17 protein-coding genes are annotated in these 16,614 nt (G+C 70.9%); 3 read left to right on the forward strand and 14 right to left on the reverse strand.

Going from position 1 to position 16,614, the window contains the following annotated elements:
* Positions 1-19: 19 nt before the first annotated feature.
* A complete protein-coding gene (locus IR212_RS08740; RefSeq protein ID WP_194395569.1) occupies positions 20-1,618 on the reverse strand; it encodes an ABC-F family ATP-binding cassette domain-containing protein in 1,599 nt (532 codons plus the stop codon).
* 201 nt (positions 1,619-1,819) lie between these two features.
* On the opposite strand from IR212_RS08740, the gene IR212_RS08745 reads away from it, so the two are divergent.
* Positions 1,820-2,467: a biotin transporter BioY gene (locus IR212_RS08745; protein WP_194395570.1), complete on the forward strand. Its 648-nt coding sequence runs from the start codon at positions 1,820-1,822 to the stop codon at positions 2,465-2,467.
* An 80-nt stretch (positions 2,468-2,547) separates the two neighbouring features.
* Here IR212_RS08745 and IR212_RS08750 read toward each other — a convergent pair whose 3' ends face one another.
* From IR212_RS08750 to sufB, 12 genes are all read right to left on the reverse strand, one after another.
* On the reverse strand, positions 2,548-3,579 hold the full coding sequence (locus tag IR212_RS08750; protein ID WP_194395571.1) for an ABC transporter substrate-binding protein: 1,032 nt from the start codon (positions 3,577-3,579) through the stop codon (positions 2,548-2,550).
* 20 nt (positions 3,580-3,599) lie between these two features.
* Positions 3,600-4,424 carry an ABC transporter ATP-binding protein gene (locus tag IR212_RS08755; RefSeq protein WP_194395572.1) on the reverse strand — a complete coding sequence of 275 codons (825 nt, stop codon included), beginning with the start codon at positions 4,422-4,424 and terminating at the stop codon, positions 3,600-3,602.
* Positions 4,421-5,437 carry a FecCD family ABC transporter permease gene (locus IR212_RS08760; protein ID WP_194395573.1) on the reverse strand — a complete coding sequence of 339 codons (1,017 nt, stop codon included), beginning with the start codon at positions 5,435-5,437 and terminating at the stop codon, positions 4,421-4,423. The genes IR212_RS08755 and IR212_RS08760 overlap by 4 nt, the downstream gene beginning before the upstream one ends.
* Positions 5,434-6,444 carry a FecCD family ABC transporter permease gene (locus IR212_RS08765; RefSeq protein ID WP_194395574.1) on the reverse strand — a complete coding sequence of 337 codons (1,011 nt, stop codon included), beginning with the start codon at positions 6,442-6,444 and terminating at the stop codon, positions 5,434-5,436. The genes IR212_RS08760 and IR212_RS08765 overlap by 4 nt, the downstream gene beginning before the upstream one ends.
* Positions 6,441-7,385: a siderophore-interacting protein gene (locus tag IR212_RS08770; protein ID WP_228479236.1), complete on the reverse strand. Its 945-nt coding sequence runs from the start codon at positions 7,383-7,385 to the stop codon at positions 6,441-6,443. The genes IR212_RS08765 and IR212_RS08770 overlap by 4 nt, the downstream gene beginning before the upstream one ends.
* A 53-nt stretch (positions 7,386-7,438) precedes the next feature.
* A complete protein-coding gene (locus IR212_RS08775; RefSeq protein WP_228479237.1) occupies positions 7,439-8,797 on the reverse strand; it encodes an MFS transporter in 1,359 nt (452 codons plus the stop codon).
* Complete coding sequence (locus IR212_RS08780) at positions 8,794-9,957, reverse strand: MalY/PatB family protein (RefSeq protein ID WP_420488592.1); 1,164 nt, start codon at positions 9,955-9,957, stop codon at positions 8,794-8,796. Before IR212_RS08780 ends, IR212_RS08775 begins: the two co-directional genes overlap by 4 nt.
* A gap of 67 nt (positions 9,958-10,024) precedes the next feature.
* Positions 10,025-10,354 carry a metal-sulfur cluster assembly factor gene (locus IR212_RS08785; protein ID WP_194395576.1) on the reverse strand — a complete coding sequence of 110 codons (330 nt, stop codon included), beginning with the start codon at positions 10,352-10,354 and terminating at the stop codon, positions 10,025-10,027.
* Positions 10,355-10,363: 9 nt separating this feature from the next.
* The gene (gene sufC, locus IR212_RS08790; protein WP_194395577.1) at positions 10,364-11,158 is read right to left on the reverse strand and encodes a Fe-S cluster assembly ATPase SufC; all 795 of its coding nucleotides are present in this window, start codon (positions 11,156-11,158) and stop codon (positions 10,364-10,366) included.
* 15 nt (positions 11,159-11,173) lie between these two features.
* Positions 11,174-11,503 (reverse strand): non-heme iron oxygenase ferredoxin subunit, encoded by a 330-nt coding sequence (locus IR212_RS08795; protein ID WP_194395578.1) that lies wholly within the window; start codon positions 11,501-11,503, stop codon positions 11,174-11,176.
* Positions 11,500-12,687, reverse strand: a complete 1,188-nt coding sequence (gene sufD, locus IR212_RS08800) for a Fe-S cluster assembly protein SufD (protein ID WP_194395579.1) — start codon at positions 12,685-12,687, stop codon at positions 11,500-11,502. Before sufD ends, IR212_RS08795 begins: the two co-directional genes overlap by 4 nt.
* Positions 12,688-14,106 (reverse strand): Fe-S cluster assembly protein SufB, encoded by a 1,419-nt coding sequence (sufB, locus tag IR212_RS08805; RefSeq protein ID WP_194395580.1) that lies wholly within the window; start codon positions 14,104-14,106, stop codon positions 12,688-12,690.
* A gap of 255 nt (positions 14,107-14,361) precedes the next feature.
* Here sufB and IR212_RS08810 point away from each other — a divergent pair, with 255 nt between their 5' ends.
* Together IR212_RS08810 and IR212_RS08815 are read left to right on the forward strand one after the other, a co-directional pair.
* Positions 14,362-15,333: a COX15/CtaA family protein gene (locus tag IR212_RS08810; RefSeq protein ID WP_194395581.1), complete on the forward strand. Its 972-nt coding sequence runs from the start codon at positions 14,362-14,364 to the stop codon at positions 15,331-15,333.
* Between the two features lie 94 nt (positions 15,334-15,427).
* Positions 15,428-15,985: a dinucleotide-utilizing enzyme gene (locus IR212_RS08815; protein ID WP_194395582.1), complete on the forward strand. Its 558-nt coding sequence runs from the start codon at positions 15,428-15,430 to the stop codon at positions 15,983-15,985.
* Positions 15,986-16,105: 120 nt separating this feature from the next.
* On the opposite strand, the gene IR212_RS17070 is transcribed toward IR212_RS08815, so the two are convergent.
* On the reverse strand, positions 16,106-16,318 hold the full coding sequence (locus IR212_RS17070) for a DUF559 domain-containing protein (RefSeq protein ID WP_228479238.1): 213 nt from the start codon (positions 16,316-16,318) through the stop codon (positions 16,106-16,108).
* Positions 16,319-16,614: the final 296 nt, after the last annotated feature.

Consider the following 16,614-nt stretch of genomic DNA (forward strand, 5'->3'; position numbering starts at 1 on the left):
CCGCGCATCCGGTCGACCGCTACGCCAACGCGACCAGGTCGGCGTAATCGCGGCCCCAGATGTCCTCGACGCCGTCCGGAAGGATCAGCACGCGCTCCGGGTTGAGCGCCTCGACGGCTCCCTCGTCGTGCGAGACGAGGATCACAGCGCCCTCGTAGTGCGCGAGGGCGCCGAGGATCTCCTCGCGCGACGCCGGGTCGAGGTTGTTGGTCGGCTCGTCGAGCAGCAGCACGTTGGCGCTGGAGACGACGAGCGTCGCGAGCGACAGCCGCGTCTTCTCGCCACCCGAGAGGACTCCAGCGGGCTTGAGCACATCGTCGCCGGTGAACAGGAACGAGCCGAGCACTTTGCGGGCATCGGTCGCGTTGATGTCGGGCGCCGCGGACATCATGTTCTCCAGGACCGAGCGCGACACGTCGAGGTTCTCGTGCTCCTGCGCGTAGTAGCCGATCTTGAGCCCGTGCCCGGGCTCGACGACGCCGGTGTCGGCCTGGTCGACGCCCGCGAGGATGCGCAGGAGCGTCGTCTTGCCGGCCCCGTTCAGGCCCAGTACGACGACCTTGGAGCCGCGGTCGATGGCGAGATCGACGTCGGTGAAGATCTCCAGCGACCCGTACGACTTCGACAGTCCGGTCGCGGTGATCGGGGTCTTGCCGCACGGCGCCGGCTTGGGGAACCGCAGCTTCGCGACCCGGTCCTCCTGACGGACCTCCTCCAGCCCCGCGAGCATCTTCTCGGCGCGGGCCACCATCTGATGCGCGGCCGCGGCCTTGGACGCCTTCGCACCGAACCGTGCGGCCTGCTGCTGCAGGACGCTCGCCTTCTTCTCGACGTTGGCGCGCTCCTTCTTGCGGCGCTCCTCGTCGGCCACCCGCTGGCGCAGGTAGTTCTTCCAGTTCATGTTGTAGACGTCGATGACCTGGCGGTTCGCGTCGAGGTAGAACACGCGGTTCACCGTCTCGCCGACGAGTTCGACGTCGTGGCTGATGACGATGAGCCCGCCCTTGTAGCCCTGGAGGAACTCGCGCAGCCACACGACGCTGTCGGCGTCGAGGTGGTTCGTCGGCTCGTCGAGGATCATCGTCTGCGCATCGGAGAACAGGATGCGGGCCAGCTCGATCCGCCGGCGCTGACCGCCCGACAGCGTCTTCAGCGGCTGATCGAGGATCCGGTCCGGCAGAGACAGGTTGTGCGCGATCGATGCCGCCTCGGCCTCGGCGGCGTATCCGCCGAGTGCCTCGAAGCGCTCGGTGAGGTTTCCGTACTTGCGCATCGCGCGGGCAGCGGCGTCCACGTCGTCCGAGGCCATGGCGACGGATGCCTCGTGCATGCCGATCGCCAGGGTGCCGAGACCGCGGGCGTCGAGGATGCGCGTGCGCGCCAGCATCTCAGGGTCGCCCGAGCGCGGGTCCTGCGGCAGGTAGCCGAGGTCGCCGGAGCGCTCGACCCTTCCCTCCGAGGGCAGCACGTCTCCCGCGAGCACCTTGGTGAGGGTGGTCTTTCCGGCGCCGTTGCGGCCGACCAGGCCGATCTTGTCGCCGTCGGAGACGCGGAAGGAGACGTCCGACATGAGCACGCGCGCGCCCACGCGGATCTCGAGGTCGTGCACGGCGAGCACAGCGGATGTCCGTTCCGTCGGTGGGTGGTGGTGCGGCCGAGTGGCCAGCCATCCAGTATACGGGCCTCGCGTCCGGAGCCCTCGTCGGTCCGTCTGCCCGCCGACGCGGGCACGCGGCTGTGCGCGCCGGACAGCGGAACGGCAGATCATTGGTGGACTGCGTCCAAGTGGAGGCATCCGCCGCCCTCTAGGCTGAGTCCCATGTCATCCATCGCCGCCGCTCCGACCGCCGCCGCCGGCTCACGCCGCGTGCTCGCGGACGTCATCGCCCGCCCGTCCTCCCGCGCCCGTGCCTTCGCCCTCGACGCCGGCCTCGTCGTCGCCGGCGCGGCGGTCGTCGCCCTCCTCGCCCAGGTCGAGATCCCGCTGTGGCCGGTGCCGATCACCGGTCAGACGCTCGGAGTCATCGTCGTCGGCGCCGCGCTCGGCGCGTGGCGCGGCGCGGCCGCGCTGACGACGTACCTGCTCGTGGGTCTCGCGGGGCTCCCCGTGTTCGCGGGCTTCACCGGCACGCTGGCCGCGGTCGGCAAGCCGAGCTTCGGATTCGTCATCGGCTTCATCTTCTCGGCGTTCCTCGCGGGCTGGTTCGCCGAACGCGCCTGGGATCGCCGTCCGGCCCTCGCCTTCCTCGGATTCGCCGCAGCCAGCGTCGTCCCCTTCCTCTTCGGCATCCCCTACATGGCGTTCATCCTCAACGTCGTGATGGGTCTGGACTACTCCTTCGCGGGACTGCTCGAAGTGGGGCTGCTGCCGTTCATCGTCGGCGGCCTCATCAAGGCCGCGCTCGCCGCCGCGATCATCCCGGGCGCGTGGGCGCTCGTGCGGAAGGCCGACGCCGCGAAGAAGTGACGACGGACCACGTACGCACGAGAGCCCCGGCCGGGCGGCCGGGGCTCTCGTGCTGTCAGGGTCGCGGTACGGCCAGGATGTCAGCCCTGCGCGGTGGCGGTCGCCTCCGCGAGCTTCTCCACCAGGGCGTCCAGGCCCCACGGCAGGGTCAACGGCGTCGGCGAGAGCGCCGAGACGTCCTCGCTGCCGACGAGGGCGGCGACCGCGCCGCTCTGCACTGCGGGGATGAGTCTGCCTGCGTCCGACCCGAGGAACGCGTCCAGCGCGTCCTGCGTCTCGGCGAAGGTGAGGATCACGTCGGAGTCGATCTTGTCGAGGTTCTCCGGGCTGACCGTGGTGTAGAACGTGCTCTCGCCGGTGTCGAGGTCGGCGACGCTCGCGGGGGTCTGGAACCCCAGGTCCTCGAGGATCTCCACGCGCGGGTCCGACGCCAGGTACAGGTAGTAGGTGCCGGCCGACTCGGTGGGCACGGCGATCGTGGAATCGGCGAACTCGGGGTGCGCCGCAGCCGCGTCGGCGACCATCGCATCGAGGTCCGCCAGCACCTGCTCGGCCTCGTCCTCCTTGCCCAGCGCCTCCCCGACGATCGTGACGACGTCACGCCACGGCGTCGTCCAGGGCCCGTCGGGGTATCCGACGACCGGGACCCCGGCCTCGGTCACGGCGTCGAACTCGTCCTGGGTGAGACCGGAGTAGGGCGCCAGGAGCACGTCGGGGTCGGTGGCGAGCAGCTGCTCGACGGAGAGCTCGTAGGTCGAGTTGTCGAGGATCGTCGGGGCCTCGCCGCCGAGCTCCTCCAGCTCCTCCGCCACCCACGGCGCCATCCGGTCCTCGCCGCCGGAGTAGTCGTCGGACGGGATGGCGACCGGAACGACCCCCAGCGCGAGCACGGCGTCGGTGGCACCCCATCCCCACGTGGCGATCCGGGTCGGCTCGGACTCGATGACCGCGTCGCCCAGCGCACTCGTGATCGTGAGCGGGTAGGCCCCGGAGGCTGTCCCCCCGTCGGTCGACGTCTCTGCAGCGGGCGAGCCCGCGCACGCGGTGAGCGCGAGCGCGACGGTGGCGACCGCTGCCGCGCCGACGGAGCTTCGGATGAGCTTGCGTGACATGTGATTTCCTTTCGGTGAGGTCAGGCGTGGTCGGCGGCGCTGTGAGCGCCGCCGGGAACGGGGAGCACGAGGGGTGTCCCGGTGAGGGGATCGGGCATCACCAGAGCGTCGAGCGAGAAGGCCTCGGCGACCGTCTGCGCTGTCAGCACGTCGGCGGGTGCGCCGTGGGCGACGACCCGGCCGTGCGACATGATGACCAGCTCGTCCGCGTACCGCGCGGCGAGGTTCAGCTCGTGCAGCACCACCACGATGGTGGTTCCCTGTGTGCGGTTCAGCTCGCGCAGCAGGTCGAGCACCTCGATCTGGTGACTGAGATCGAGGAACGTGGTCGGCTCGTCCAGGAGGAGGATCCGCGGGTCCTGGGCGAGGGCCATCGCGATCCAGGCGCGCTGGCGCTGCCCGCCGGAGAGGTCGCCCACCGGCCGGTCGGCGAGCTGCGTCATCCCCGTGCGGGCAAGGGCGGTGTCCACGATCGCTGAGTCCTCGGTGCTCCAGCGCTGGAACACCCCGCGGTGCGGATGGCGGCCGCGCGAGACGAGCTCTGCGACGGTGAGCCCGTCCGGCGCAGACGGCTGCTGCGGCAGCAGGCCCACCGTGCGGGCGAACCGCCGACGTGACAGCGTGCCGACGTCGACGCCGTCGAGTTCCACGGTCCCCGAGGTCGGCGGACGGAGCCGGGCGAGCACTCCGAGCAGGGTCGACTTGCCGCACGCGTTCGCCCCGATGATCATCGTGATGCGTCCCGGGGCGATGGCGAGGTCCAGCCCTTCGATGACACGCCGGTCCTGGTAGCCGGCCGAGAGTCCGCGCGCGACGAGCCGCGGAGTGGGGGTGTCTGTGCTCACAGGTTGCGTCCCTTCGACGTGCTGAGCAGCCACAGCAGGAACACGGCGCCGAGCGCGCCGGTCACGACCCCGACAGGCAGCTGCAGACCGGGGATGGCGAACTGGGCGACGAGGTCGGCGGCGGCGAGCAGCGTCGCGCCGACCAGAGCGCTGGCACCCACGCCGACGGCGCCGCGACCGAGCAGCGGCCGGGCGATGGCCGGAGCGCAGAGGGCGATGAAGCCGACCGGACCGATGAAGGCGCAGGTCGCCGCTGTGAGAAGCACGGCGGCGCCGACCGCGACCAGCTGAACGCGGGAGGTACGGATGCCGAGGCCGGCGGCCGTCGCGGGGCCCATCTGGTTGATGGGAAGCCAGCGGGCGGAGGCGATGACAGCCGGGATGCAGGCGATCCCGATGAGCACAAGCGTGACGACCTGCCACCAGGGCGTGGACGAGAGGCTCCCGGTGAGCCACACGAGTGCCGCCTGCGTCTGCTCGACCTGCGCGCGCACCATGAGGAAGTTCGTGATCGCGGTGCACAGGAAGGCCACCCCGATCCCCGCGAGGATGAGCCGATAGCCGCCGGCGCGCTGCCCGCGCCCCGCGAACAGCAGCAGCGCGGCGACGGTGAGACCGCCGGCGAAAGCGAACACCGTCAGCACCGGCCCCGTCGTTCCGAGCACGAGCAGGGCGAAGACCGCCGCCACACCGCTTCCCCCTGAGATTCCGAGCAGGTCGGGGCTCGCGAGCGGGTTGCGCAGCAGCGCCTGGAGGAGCGCGCCGGCGGTGCCGAGCGCAGCGCCGGCCGTGAGGGCCATCGCCAGGCGCGGCGCCCGCACCTGGAGCACCACGTACGCCTCGACGCGCTCTCCGCCGCCCCACAGCGTGCGCCACACCTGGTCCGGCGTGAGCGGATAGTCGCCCAGCGAGAGGAAGCACGCGGCGATGAGCAGAGTGACGGCGGTCAGAGCCAGCACGACCCAGCGCCGGCGTACGCGCGTCCGGGCACGCACCGCCTCGACGACGCTCACAGCGTGACCTGCTTCCGGCGCAGGACGAGGCTGATGAGCACCGGCGCGCCGAGGAAGGCGATGACGATTCCCGCCTGCACCTCGCCCGGCGCCGCGATGACGCGACCCACCACATCGGCGAGCACGAGCACGGCGGCACCGAGCGGCATGCCGAGCAGGACCAGGTCGCGGTAGCTGTCTCCCACGAAGGCGCGCAGCGCGTGCGGGACGAGCAGGCCGAGGAACACGATCGGTCCTGCGATCGCGGTCGCCCCGCCGCACAGCAGCACGGTGGCGAGGATGCCGATCGCCCGGGTGCGCGTCACGTCGTGGCCGAGCCCTCTGGCCGTGTCCTCGCCGAGCGCGATGAGATCCAGTCCGCGGATGCTGGCGATCGCGAGCACCACGCCGACGAGGATGGGACCGGCCACCGCGCCGACGGCGTCCAGGCCGCGTGCGGTGAGCGCCCCGACCGACCAGTAGCGGTACACCTCGAGCGCGACGATGTCGGTGGTCAGGATGAGGATCGACACCGACGTCAGGCCTGCGGTGACGGCGGCGCCGGTGAGGGCGAGCTTGGCCGGGTTCGCCCCGTCCGGGCCCCGCGAGCCGATCGCTGCCACCACGACCGCCGCGATCGCCGCTCCTCCGAAGGCGAACCACACGAATCCGGCGGGAGCGGTGATCCCGAGCAGGGTGATCGCCGTCAGGACGGCGAGGGATGCGCCCGCGTTCACTCCGAGCAGTCCGGGATCCGCGAGGGGATTGCGCGTCAGACCCTGCATCACTGCGCCGGCCACCGCGAGCGCGGCGCCCGCGAGGAGGCCGATCACGGTCCGGGGAATCCGCTGCGTGAGCACGACCGTGTGGTCCGCATCCGACAGGTCCGGCGAGGTGAGGGCCTCCCACACGACCCAGGGGGGGATCGCCCGGGCGCCGACGCCCAGGCTCAGCACGACGGCGACGGCGAGCACGGTGAGCGCCGCGGCCAGGACCACCCGAGCGCGCCGCGTGCGCGCGTCGCTCATTCCTGTCGCTCGGACTGGCCCAGGCGCCAGTACCCCATGAACGCGACGCGCTTGCGATCCACACCGCACCCCTGGACGAGGTGGCGACGCAGCCCCTTGACCATGGCCGCCTCGCCGGCGATCCACGCGTAGAAGTCGCCCTCCGCATCGGCGGGGCTGTCCCACAGCAGATCGCGGTCGACGTCGACGTCGACGAGGTCCTGGGCGCGCGGTGCGGCGGCCTTGGCGAGGATCTCCGCCGAGACCTCGCTCCATGCCCGCACCGCGTGGGCGAGGACCTCGCCGTGCGGCCGGTCGTCTCGAGAGAGCCAGGTCACGCGGAAGTGCTCGGGCACGTCCAGCTGGAGGCGGTCCGCCGCGGTCGGGACCTCCAGGAACGCGTCCACCTCGTACGACGCGTCCAGCGACTCCAGGATGGCGCAGATCGCCGGCGCCGCCGTCTCATCGCCGGCGAGCAGCACGCGCTGGGCGGTGCCGGGATGCCAGTCCAGGCCGGAGCGGCGGTCCTCGCTGCGCTCGTCGGGTCCGACGATGACGAGCTCCTGGCCGACCGCGGCGGCCTCCGCCCACGATCCCGCCGGGCCGGCGTCGTGGTGGACGACGAAGTCGACGGCGAGCCGGCGCGCGGCAGGGTCGATGCGCCGCACCGTGTAGGTGCGGAGCGCGCCACGGTCCGCATTCGGCAGCGACCGCCAGCGGAGATACCAGCTCCCGTCGTCGACCGCCTCGGCGTCGTCCTGCCCGATGTCGCTGAGGGTGCCGTCGGAGAGCGGCAGGATGAGCTTGATGCGCTGGTCGAGGCCTGCTGTTCCGAAGACGTCGAGGTCGGGGCCGGTGAAGGTCACGCGCACGAAGTGGGGCGCGAGCCGTTCCACCGCGACGACACTCGTCCGGTACGGGCGGTAGGCCGGTCGAGTGCCGGTCTCGATCGAAGTGCTCACATGGTTAGGCTAGCCTTACCTCTGCCGATCGCCAAAACCGGATCTCGCCCGCGTCACTTCCCGACCTCATGCGCGTGCCCCAGGCGGAGCCCCGGCACCAGGGCAGCGAGGGCAAGTGCGATGCCGACCGCGAAGACGGCAGGGAACCCGGCATCCGTCGTCGCCAGCGCCGTGAACACGAGTCCCATCACGGCGATGGACGACGCCGATCCCACGGCGTCCGAGATGGACAGCGCCGAGGAGTTGAAGCCCTGGTTCTGAGGCTGCGAATACGCCAGCGTCAGCACGGTCAGCCGCGGATACATCAGTCCCATCCCGGCGCCTGCCAGCCCCCATCCGGCGATGAGGACAGCGGGAGGGAGCGCGAGGAGGGCGGTGGCCGCCGCGATCGTGAGCGACGCGACGAGCAGGCCCGAGCCGATCAGCGTGATCCGGGCGTTGCCGATCCGGTCGCCGAACCGCCCCTGCACGTCGGCGGCGGCCGCCCACGCGAGCGCCGCGGCGGTGAGCCCGAGTCCTGCCCAGGTCGGCGAGAATCCGTAGTCATCGATGAGCAGGTACGGCACGTAGATCTCGGCGCCGAACAGCGCGCCCGCGATCAGCCCGCGCATGAGGACCACGCTCGGCAGGCCGCGAGCGGCGCGCAGCGTCCCCGGCGGCAGCAACGGGCGCGATGCCAGACCGATGACGGCGACGGATGCCGCAACCGCCGCCCACGCCCAGGCCCCGAGCTCGCCGGCGAGGCTGAGACCCAGGGCTCCCAGCGCGACGGCGACCGCGCAGGCCAGGCGCGGGCCGACGCGCTCCGTCGCGGGCTGATCGGTGTGCAGCGGAAGCCCGTGCAGGCGCGCCACCACCATGAGGAACGCCACCACCGTGAGCGCGGCGACACCGAGGAACACCCAGCGCCAGTGGAGCAGTTCGGTGACCGCCCCGGCGAGGAACGGCCCGATGAGCGAGGGCACCACCCATGCCGCCGAGAACGCGGCGAACACCCGTCCGTGCACGGTGCCCGGGTAGACCCGGGCCACCACGACGTACAGGGCGACGGTCTGCCCGCCGGTCCCGAGGCCCTGCACCAGACGCCCCGCCACGAGCACGGGCATGCTGAGGGCGAGGCCCGCGAGCACCAGGCCGACCACGAACAGCCCGACCGCGGTGGTCAGCGGCGCCAGCACCCCGCCGCGGTCGCACCAGGCGCCGACCGCGACCATGCCGACCACGCTCGTGGCCAGGGTGCCCGCGAACGCGACGGCGTACAGCCTCTCGCCGTCGAGGTCCGCGCTCACGACGGGCATCACCGTCGTGATCGCGAGCGACTGCATGGCCGCCAGGAAGATCAGCGCGACGGCGCCGACGGTCACCCAGACGTAGCGCGCCTGCCAGATCCCGGTGTGCGGCTCGACCGTCACGAGCGCGCCAGGGCGCCCAGGCGCTCCACCGCTTCGCGCAGCACCTCGGGCGAGCATCCGAAGTTCAGTCGGACATGCCCTGCGCCCTCCTGCCCGAACAGGGGTCCGAAGTGCAGGGCGACCTTGGCGTCGCGCAGCACCTTCACCGCGGGATTATCGCCCCAGGCAAGGGCCGTGAGGTCGATCCACGCCAGGAATCCGGCATCCGGGATCCGGTACCGGGCAGCGGGGAGGTGCTCGGCGAGCAGCTCGGCCAGCAGGACTCTGTTCACGTCGAGGGCCGCCAGCTGGGCGTCGAGCCAGTCGTCGCTCTCACCGGAGAAGGCCGCGACGGCGGCGAGTGCGCCGAACAGCCCGGTTCGCCACTCGACCTCATCGGGCAGGGAGCGCACGACCGCCGTGGTGGCATCGTCGGCGGTCACCATCAGCGCACATTTCAGGCCTGCGAGATTGAACGCCTTGCTGGCACTGACGACGGCGTAGCCGACGCGCGCGGCCGTGGGCGACGCGTCCAGGAACGGTGTGAAGGTCGCGCCGCGACCCGTGAGCGGCGCGTGGATCTCGTCGCTGACGACGACCGCGCCGTACGTCGCCGCCAGGTCGGCGAGGGCGGCGAGGGAGGCACGCGAGTGCACGGTGCCCGTCGGGTTGTGGGGGTTGCACAGCAGGATCGCCCGAGCGCCGCCCGCGAACGCCGCTTCGATGCCGGCGAGATCCAGTTCCCAGGCCTCGCCCGTGTCCCGCAGCGGCACGCGCTCGACGAGGGCACCGGCCTCGGGCACGCAGTCGAAGAACGGCGGATACACCGGCGGCGTCACGACGACGCGGTCCCCCGGCGCGACGACTCTCCGCAGGATCTCGACGACGCCCATCATGACGTCGCACGTGGTGCGAATCCGTGAGGGGTCGACCGTCCACCCGAACCGGCGCTCCGCGAAGCCGGCGTACGCGGCGCGGATGCCGGGGTCCGGGGGCGTGTACCCCGTGTCGCCGAGCTGCACCGCCCGCGCGAGAGCCGCCGTGATCGCGGGCGCCGGCACGAAGTCCGTCTCGGCGACGAACATCGGCAGCACGTCCTGCGGATAGCGGCGCCACTTGGTGCTCGTGCGCAGCCGCAGCTGATCGACGGGAAGTGCCTGAAGGGGGGCGATGACGCTCACCGTTCGAGCCTAGCGAGCAGAGCCGGGCAGACGAGCCGGCGGCGTCACCGTGCGAAACGGCGGGCTGTCAGATCGCGAAACCGAGGGCGCGCATCATGTCGCGCCCGTCATCGGTGATCCGCTCCGGGCCCCACGGCGGCATCCACACCCAGTTGATGCGGAAGCGCTCCACGACCTCGTCGAGGGCCTGCGCCGTCTGCTCCTCGAGCACGTCGGTCAACGGGCATCCCGCAGATGTCAGGGTCATGTGGATGACCAGCGCGTCGTTCTCGTCATCCCAGCCGAGATCGTAGATGAGGCCGAGGTCCACGACGTTGATCCCGAGCTCGGGATCCATGACGTCCTTGAGGGCCTCGGTGACCTCGTCGTACTTCTCGGGCGTGAGCGTCGCCGTCATGTCACGATCCTACGCTTCGCTGCCCACGGGGGCATCGGCCGGCTCCTCTTCGCCCGCGGGCAGGAAGCGGTCGTAGCCCTCGTCCTCGAGACGGTCGGCGAGCTCCGGCCCGCCCTCCTCGACGATGCGCCCGCCGACCATGACGTGCACGAAGTCGGGGTGGATGTAGCGCAGGATGCGGGTGTAGTGCGTGATGAGCAGCACACCGAGGTCGGTCTCGGCCTTGGCGCGGTTCACGCCCTCCGACACGACCTTCAGCGCGTCGACGTCCAGGCCCGAGTCGGTCTCGTCGAGCACCGCGATCTGCGGCTTGAGCAGCTCGAGCTGCAGGATCTCGTGGCGCTTCTTCTCGCCGCCCGAGAAGCCCTCGTTGACGTTGCGCTGAGCGAACTTCGGGTCCATCCGGAGGTTCTTCATGGACGACTTGACGTCCTTGGTCCACGTGCGGATCGACGGCGCCTCCCCGTCGATGGCCGTCTTCGCCGTGCGCAGGAAGTTCGTCACGGTGACGCCGGGGATCTCCACCGGGTACTGCATGGCCAGGAACAGGCCCGCGCGCGCCCGCTCGTCGACGGACATCGCCAGGACGTCCTCGCCGTCGAGCGTGATGGTGCCGCTGGTGACGGCGTACTTGGGGTGGCCGGCGATCGTGTAGGCGAGGGTGGACTTGCCGGAGCCGTTCGGCCCCATGATCGCGTGCGTCTCACCGGTGCGGATGGTGAGCGTGACGCCGTTGAGGATCGGGGTGGTGCCGGCATCCGTCTCGACCGTCACGTGCAGGTCGCGGATCTCGAGGACAGACATTGTTCAGTACCTTCTTCAGTTCACTTCGAGCTTGACGGTCGGATCGATGAGCACGTCATCGCCGTCGACGGTGACCGCGAAGACCGGGACCGGCTCGTACGCGGGGAGGTTGAGGGGCTTGCCGGTGCGCAGCGAGAAGGCCGAGCCGTGCGCCCAGCACTCCAGCGTCTCACCGTCGACGAAGCCCTCCGACAGCGAGATGTCGCCGTGGGTGCACACATCGCCGATGGCGTGCACCTCGCCGCTGGAGTCGAGGACGACGGCGATGGCGACGCCGTCCACCTCCACGCGGCGGGCCTCGTCCTGGACGAGCTCACTGAGGGCGCACACGCGCTGCGCAGTCATCGGGCGACCTCCATCGCAAGTTCCTTCTCGATGGCGGCGAAGAGCTCCGCCTCGAGCTCCTCGACACCGATCTTCTGCACGATCTCGGCCAGGAAGCCGAGCACCACCAGGCGTCGCGCCTCGTCTTCGCGGATGCCCCGCGCCTGGAGGTAGAACAGCTGCTCGTCGTCGAAGCGCCCGGTCGCACTGGCGTGCCCCGCGCCCCGGATGTCGCCGGTCTCGATCTCGAGATTCGGGATCGACTCGGCTCGCGCGCCGTCGGTGAGGACGAGGTTGCGGTTGGCCTCGTACGAGTCGGTGCCGACGGCATCCGGCCCGATCAGCACATCGCCGATCCACACGCTGCGCGCGCCCTCGCCCTGCAGCGCGCCCTTGTACAGGACGTCGCCGCTGGTCTCGGCACCCTTGTGGTGCAGGTACACCTGGCTCTCCAGGTGCTGCCCGGAGTCGGAGTAGCTGAGGCCGTACAGCTCACCGCGCGAGCCGGTGCCGGAAAGCTCGACGCTGGGGTTCACCCGTACGACGCCGCCGCCGAAGCTGACGACCACGTGGCGCAGCGTCGCGTCCCTCTCGACACGGGCCTGGTGGGATGCCGCGTGCACGGCGTCGTCATCCCACTCCTGCACCGACACCAGCGTGAGGTGGGCGCCGTCGCGCACGATGATCTCGACGTTCTGCGCGTGCTGCGCGGTGCCGGTGTGACGGAACACCACGGTGGCGTGCGAGTTCGGCAGGGCCTCGACGACGACGTGCGCGTGGGCCAGACCGCCGGTCCCCCGCAGGGTCACCACGACCGGCTCGGAGAGCTCCACCCCCGCGGGGATCCGCAGCAGCGGAGCCTCGGTCTCCTGCTTCCAGGCGATGGCGGCCGGCAGGTCTTCCGGCTGGAACACCTCCCCGCGCGGCGCAGCACCGTGTCCGAGTCGCTCCTGGACCAGCTCGGCGGGCGCCTGGACGTCGACCTCGATGACGCCGCGCGGAGCGGCGTGGTCGGCGAAGAGCGGCGCGAGGCGGGCCGTCGGGGTGTGCTTCCAGTTCACCTCCCGACCGGTGGGGGCCTCGAAGGCGGCGGGATCGTAGGAACGGGGACGCTCGGAGCGGGTCTGAACCGGTACGAACGCACCGGCGCCATCGGAGTGGCCCTTCGCGCCGGGAACGGCGGGGGCCGAGGTGACGGGGCTCATCTAGCCGACGGATCCTTCCATGCCCATCTCGATGAGCTTGTTGAGTTCGAGCGCGTACTCCATGGGCAGCTCGCGGGCGATCGGCTCGATGAAGCCGCGCACGATCATCGCCATGGCCTCGTCTTCGGGCAGGCCGCGGCTCATGAGGTAGAACAGCTGCTCCTCGCTCACCTTGGACACGGTCGCCTCGTGGCCGAGCTGCACGTCATCGACGCGGATGTCGATCGCGGGATAGGTGTCCGACCGCGAGATCGTGTCGACCAGCAGCGCGTCGCAGCGCACCGTGTTGGCCGAGTGGTGGGCGTTGGCATCCACCCGCACCTCGCCGCGGTAGCCGGCGCGCCCGCCCCCGCGCGCGATCGACTTCGACACGATCGACGACTGCGTGTACGGGGCCATGTGGATCATCTTGGCGCCGGCGTCCTGGTGCTGACCGGGGCCGGCGAACGCGACCGACAGGGTCTCGCCCTTCGCGTGCTCGCCCATCAGGAAGATCGACGGGTACTTCATCGTCACCTTGGAGCCGATGTTGCCGTCGATCCACTCCATCGTCGCGCCCTCGTGGGCGACGGCCCGCTTGGTCACGAGGTTGTAGACGTTGTTCGACCAGTTCTGGATCGTCGTGTAGCGCACGCGGGCGTTCTTCTTCACGATGATCTCCACCACGGCGGAGTGCAGCGAGTCGCTCTTGTAGATCGGGGCGGTGCAGCCCTCGATGTAGTGCACGTACGAGCCCTCGTCGGCGATGATCAGCGTCCGCTCGAACTGGCCCATGTTCTCGGTGTTGATCCGGAAGTACGCCTGCAGCGGAATCTCGACGTGCACCCCCGGGGGCACGTAGACGAACGACCCGCCGGACCAGACCGCGGTGTTCAGCGCGGCGAACTTGTTGTCGCCCGCCGGAATGACGGTGCCGAAGTACTCCTCGAAGAACTCGGGGTGCTCGCGCAGCGCGGTGTCGGTGTCCATGAAGATGACGCCCTGGGCCTCGAGGTCTTCGCGGATCTGGTGGTACACCACCTCGGACTCGTACTGCGCGGCGACGCCGGCGACGAGACGCTGGCGCTCCGCCTCGGGGATGCCGAGCTTCTCGTAGGTGTTGCGGATGTCTTCGGGGAGCTCCTCCCAGGAGCCCGCCTGCTTCTCGGTGGAGCGCACGAAGTACTTGATGTTGTCGAAGTCGATCTCGCTGAGATCGGCTCCCCACGTCGGCATCGGCTTGCGGCCGAAGAGCTGATAGCCCTTGAGCCTGGTCTTGAGCATCCACTCGGGTTCGTTCTTGAGCGTCGAGATGCCGCGCACGACGGACTCGTCGATACCCCGCTTGGCCACGGCTCCCGCGGCATCGGCATCGTGCCAGCCGAACTCGTAGACACCCAGGCCTTCCAGCTCCGGGCGATCGATCAGCACATCAGTCATCGTCACGTTCTCCTCCGGGCCCTGGCGGTGTCATCCGTCCCGGCATCCGTGATCTCCGGTGGAGATACCGGAGGGGGGATGCCGCTTCTCGGGCCCTCTCAAGCGGCGCCGACCATCGCGCCTAGACTGTCAGTGGTGCGCTGCGCCGAAGGCACGCGCGACCGACCCCTCGATTCTACAGGTTCCACCCCCGCCCGGACGCGCGGCGTCCGTCACATGGCGAGCGGGGAGCCCTCTCCTGGAGGCAAGACCGGCATGTCCGCGCAGCAGAGCACCCAGACCGCCGGCGTGTGGCAGCGCTTCTGGCGCTGGCTGCCCGACCACGTCGACAAGCGGATCCGCGTGCTCGCGTGGCTCTCCTTCCTCGCCGAGGTGACCATCATCGGCACCGGGGGTGCCGTGCGGCTCACCGGGTCGGGACTCGGCTGCCCCACGTGGCCGCTGTGCACCGCCGAGTCGCTCGTGCCCACGCCGGGGATCGACGAGGGCATCCACTCGCTCATCGAGTTCGGCAACCGGCTCATGACAGGCGTCGTCGGGCTCATCGCCCTCGCGGTCTGGATCCTCCTGCTGAAGCTGCGCACCGAGCGCCGGGACCTGTACGTGCTCTCGGTGGTGGTGGTGGGCGGTGTCGCCGCGCAGGCCCTGGTCGGCGGGATCACGGTGCTCACCGGCCTCAACCCGTTCATCGTCGGCTTCCACTACGTCTCGTCGCTCGCGCTGGTGTGCGTGACGGCCGCCTTCCTCGTGCGGATGTCGCAGCCGGCCGGTCCGCGCGCCCTGGTGGTGCCGCGCGGGCACGCCGTCCTCGCTCACGCGACCTCGCTCGCGATGGCGCTGACCATCGTGTTCGGCGTGCTGACCACCGGCGCCGGTCCCCACTCGGGCGATGCCGACGCCGGCCGCAACGGCTTCAACGCCGAGGTGCTCGAGCACGTCCACGCGTGGCCGGGTTACGCGCTGTTCGCCCTGACGCTCGCGCTGCTGGTCGCGGGGTGGCGCAGCCGGGAGGCGGCGCCGAGGCTGCTGCGCTGGACGGTGGTTCTGCTGGCGGTGGAGTTCGTGCAGATCGCGGTGGGCCTGTACCAGGCCCGCAACGGCCTGCCCGAGCTGGCCGTCGGCATTCACATGGTGCTCGCGGCGCTCGCCGCAGCCACCATGACGGTCGTGGTGCTGCAGCTGAAGCAGCCGATCCGCACCGAGGTGCGCCAGGTCGTCCACAGCTGATTCATAGCGCCACGATTGGCGCCGCACGGGAGCGTTTGCCATGGTGGGATGCTGCGGCCACCCGGGTCGCGCATCCGGAGGAGTGATCGACCCTATGCCCACCCGTCCCCGTCTCGCCCGCAGCATCCCGTTCTGGGGCCTTCTCCTGGTCTCCCTCGCGACGATCGCCGGTGGCTGGTTCCTCACGAACCGCACGCTCGGCTCGATGACGACGACCCTGACCGACGGCACCGCGACCGGTGTCGACGTCTACGTCGGCCAGTCGATCGCCCAGTTGGGCGCCGTCCTCATCGGCGCCGGAGTCGTCGGCGTGCTCCTCGCGCTCACCGTCGCCGCCCTGTCCACGCTCCGCCCGCGCCCGGTCGAGGGCGCCGAGCAGCCGGCGTGGACCGCCGACGAGCGCGACGCCGCAGCCCCCGCCGTCGCAGCCCCCGCCACGGCTGAGCCCGCCGTCGCCTCCCCCGCCGCCGAGCCCGCCGTCGCGCCGACGCCCGCCGCTGCCGACGCCGCCGCCGAGCCCGCCGTCGCGCCGACGCCCGCCGCTGCCGACGCCGCCGCCCCCGTGTCGTCCGAGAGCCCCGACATCGAGGTGGCCAGCGACACCCCCGCTCCGGTCGCCGCTTCGAGCGAGCGCCCCGACCCCGCGCGCTGACCACCCGCCACCACCACGAAGTCGGAGATCTCCCCGCGATCGGAGCGCGTCAGCCTGTGCGCACCGACGGTGTGCAGATCTCCGACTTCGTGGCGCGCGGGCACCGCGCATCGCCCGACATCACGCGCGGTGCAGGCCCTGAGCGACCGCCTGCATGATGACGGATTGCACGAACGGCCACTCCGACAGCAGCTGGTGATAGCCGAAGCGGAACACCGTGTAGCCGCGCAGACGCAGCAGCGCATCGTGGGCGATGTCCGATTCGCGCTGGGAGTCGACGTGGTGCCCACCGTCGATCTGCACCACGAGCCGTTCGCCGATGAGATGATCCACGCGTCTCCCGAGGATCCAGACCTGGGGAGGATCCGCACGCCGAGCCAGCGCAGCCGGTGGGCGAAGATCGTCTCGAGGCCCGAATCCGCGAACGAACCGGCTTCCTCGCGCAGCGCCCGTCCCGCCGGACCCAACGGCATGCGCTCGAGCTGGGCCCGGTCGATCAGCCCCTTCCGCAGCGCCGACTCCCAGATCGCAAGAGCCGCCTCCCGCGACTGGCACGCTGCGGCCAACGAGAGGACGTTCTCGATCGGGTCGATGAGGGCATCCGGATGCCGCGGCACGAGCGGTTCGGC

Origin of the sequence: Microbacterium atlanticum (assembly GCF_015277815.1) — a bacterium.
Classification (GTDB): Bacteria; Actinomycetota; Actinomycetes; order Actinomycetales; family Microbacteriaceae; genus Microbacterium; species Microbacterium atlanticum.